The organism is Agrococcus sediminis (genome assembly GCF_007923295.1).
Taxonomy (GTDB): domain Bacteria; phylum Actinomycetota; class Actinomycetes; order Actinomycetales; family Microbacteriaceae; genus Agrococcus; species Agrococcus sediminis.
The window spans coordinates 1-2,832 of the sequence record NZ_VOIR01000005.1; the positions used below are offsets into that span (position 1 = coordinate 1).

The 2,832-nt window shown below is 70.5% G+C and carries 3 protein-coding genes; all 3 read left to right on the plus strand.

Translation table 11 applies throughout. The features are described from left to right. Window positions 1-1,525: RHS repeat-associated core domain-containing protein (locus tag FQ330_RS00475; protein ID WP_225792613.1), on the plus strand; the 1,525-nt coding region annotated here is incomplete at its 5' end. A 31-nt stretch (window positions 1,526-1,556) separates the two neighbouring features. Next, window positions 1,557-2,219 (plus strand): hypothetical protein, encoded by a 663-nt coding sequence (locus FQ330_RS00480; RefSeq protein WP_146354313.1) that lies wholly within the window; start codon window positions 1,557-1,559, stop codon window positions 2,217-2,219. Beyond that, window positions 2,216-2,832, plus strand: a 617-nt coding sequence (locus tag FQ330_RS00485; RefSeq protein WP_146354315.1) for an RHS repeat-associated core domain-containing protein, incomplete at its 3' end; no start/stop codon positions are given. The genes FQ330_RS00480 and FQ330_RS00485, both read left to right, overlap by 4 nt.

A 2,832-nucleotide genomic window follows, 5' to 3' on the forward strand; every position in this document is an offset into this window, starting at 1 on the left:
GGCGTGGTCGCTGTCTGGTGGTGGGGGTGTGAGCGAGTCGGTGGTGCGGTCGCAGTCGGGTCGGGTGCTGCAGCATCGCATCGTGCAGGGCGCGTCGTCGTTCACGTCGTCGTATTCGTACGACGGGGCGGGCCGGCTGGTGAAGGCGGTGATCCCGGGTCATGCGCTCACCTACGGGTTCGCGGCGACCGGCGGGTGCGGCCCGAACGTGGCGGCGGGCGCGTCGGGCAATCGCACGTCGGTGTCGGATGTGTGGACGGCGCCGGGCCAGGCGGCGCGGACGACGACCACGACGTACTGCTACGACTGGGCGGACCGGCTGCTGTCCTCGACCGTGACGGGCGCGGTCGCGGGCGCGCATGCGGTGGCGGATGGGGTGGCGGCGGCGGAGCTCGGCTACGACGCGCGCGGCAACACGGTGCGGCTGGCGGACATGACGCTCCGCTATGACGCGGCGGATGCGCACTCCGGCACCACGTACGCCGATGGCACGACGGTGGCGGTCGTGCGGGATGCGCTGGGGCGGATCGCGGCGCGCACGACCGATCCGGCCGGGGCGGAGCCGGCGGTGACGGTGCGGTACCTGTATGCCGGTGACGGGGACGAGCCGTTCGCGCAGCTGGAGGGGTCGGTGCTGGTGCGGCAGGTGGAGCTGCCGGGCGGGGCGACGGTGACGCTCACCGGCACGGGGGCTGGGACGGAGCGGCAGTGGCAGTACCCGTCGATGCTCGGCCACACGGTCACCACCGGTGATGGGAGCGCGGGGTCGCCGGTGCGGCTGTACGACCCGTACGGGCAGCCGCTGGAGGCCGGCACGTTCGCGCTCGGCACGGTCGCCGCCGACGACGCGGGGACGACCGCGGGCCGGACGGGCTGGCACCAGGGGGCGCAGCGGATCGCCGACACCGCGGGCACCGTCACGGTGATCGAGATGGGGGCCAGGTTGTACGTGCCGGCGTTGGGCCGGTTCCTGCAGGTCGACCCGGTCGAGGGCGGCGTCGACAACGACTACGTCTGGCCCACCGACCCGATCGGGAAGAGCGACACCGACGGTCAGTTCGACTGGGACGTCGCGTTTGCGGTTGCAGACGTTGTGTCGCTGGGGCTGATGTTTGTCCCTGGGATCGGAACCGCGGTAGGCGTTGCGGTTAGAGCGATCACCGTTGCTGCTCGACTCGTTCACGCCACGGTGCAGCTGACGCGAGGTATGTCTATCGCGTCACGGATTGCGACAGCTCGACAGTCCACCCATATCGCCCTGCAGGCGACGCGACATGCGCGCGGCGGCCGGGTAGGCGGGCTCGTCAGAGGAACTTCTCAGCCCACGATTCTTGGATCCCAACGAGCGGCTAATGTTGCCGGGCGTGCGCTCGTCAGACGCGGTCCGGCAGGCACAGCCCGCCATTCCTCGCGCCACGTCATCTACGCTCCGAGGTCTGGGTACACGTTCCGCCAGTACCCGAGTGCCGGTTACGCGGTGATCGGCCGGTCGGGCTCGAGTCGAGGTTTGCATGTCCGCTGGTGATGCTTGCGAGTGGGTGATCGCGGCTGTTCCCATGTCTCCGGACCAAGCCGCCATCGCGCGGTACCTTGACGATCCGGCGCAACCGGATGCGGACGTTCTCTACTGGGCCCCGTCGGACTACCAGACTCCTTACGGCAGTGGTTACCTCGACGCTTACGATCTGGAGATCCTGCGGAAGGACGCGCTGGCAGTCGTCACCGGCCCGGACGCAGCCAGGCTGGATCGAGCGTTCTTCGGCGACTACCGCGACGATGTGGGTGAGCGGGCTGCGGGTCGAGTGCTCGCCGTCGATCAGCACGCGACTGTGAGTGGGGATCCACGCTATGTAGTCTCCAGATTTCTTGCGCTCATCCCGTTCTTCCGCGCGCAGTTCTTGCCATGGCCCCTGAGCGACCGCGCGCGCTCGGCGCTTCGCGCGATGCGCGATTCTGAGCAGCCTTCGCGGAAGCTTCGACGCGTCCGTCGATCGCTCGTCGGCACAGACCCACGGTCGACTGCGGTCCGATACTGGTGCGCAGGAGCTGAGCAACTGCTGCGCGATGGAGGTCCCGAGACTCGCCCGATGGTCGACGAGGACTGCCGGTCTATAGCTGCTTGCCTTCTGGCCAGCGGCGAGATTTGGGCCTCCGATGTCTGGGGTGGCAGCATCGCGCGGTCGCTGCAGGACGAGAAGACTGCCTCGGACGGGCTTTGAGGCGCGCGCGTCCGCGCAGCCGCCACGGTGCGGCGGATGCGCACCTCGGCACCACGTACGCCGATGGCACGACGGTGGCGGTCGTGCGGGATGCGCTGGGGCGGATCGCGGCGCGCACGACCGATCCGGCCGGGGCGGAGCCGGCGGTGACGGTGCGGTACCTGTATGCCGGTGACGGGGACGAGCCGTTCGCGCAGCTGGAGGGGTCGGTGCTGGTGCGGCAGGTGGAGCTGCCGGGCGGGGCGACGGTGACGCTCACCGGCACGGGGGCTGGGACGGAGCGGCAGTGGCAGTACCCGTCGATGCTCGGCCACATGGTCACCACCGGTGATGGGAGCGCGGGGTCGCCGGTGCGGCTGTACGACCCGTACGGGCAGCCGCTGGAGGCCGGCACGTTCGCGCTCGGCACGGTCGCCGCCGACGACGCGGGGACGACCGCGGGCCGGACGGGCTGGCACCAGGGGGCGCAGCGGATCGCCGACACCGCGGGCACCGTCACGGTGATCGAGATGGGGGCCAGGTTGTACGTGCCGGCGTTGGGCCGGTTCCTGCAGGTCGACCCGGTCGAGGGCGGCGTCGACAACGACTACGTCTGGCCCACCGACCCCATCGG

Coding starts and splice junctions, on each gene's coding strand:
- FQ330_RS00480 (WP_146354313.1), top strand. CDS start 1,557: ATGTCTCCGGACCAAGCCGCCATCGCGCGGTACCTTGACGATCCGGCG.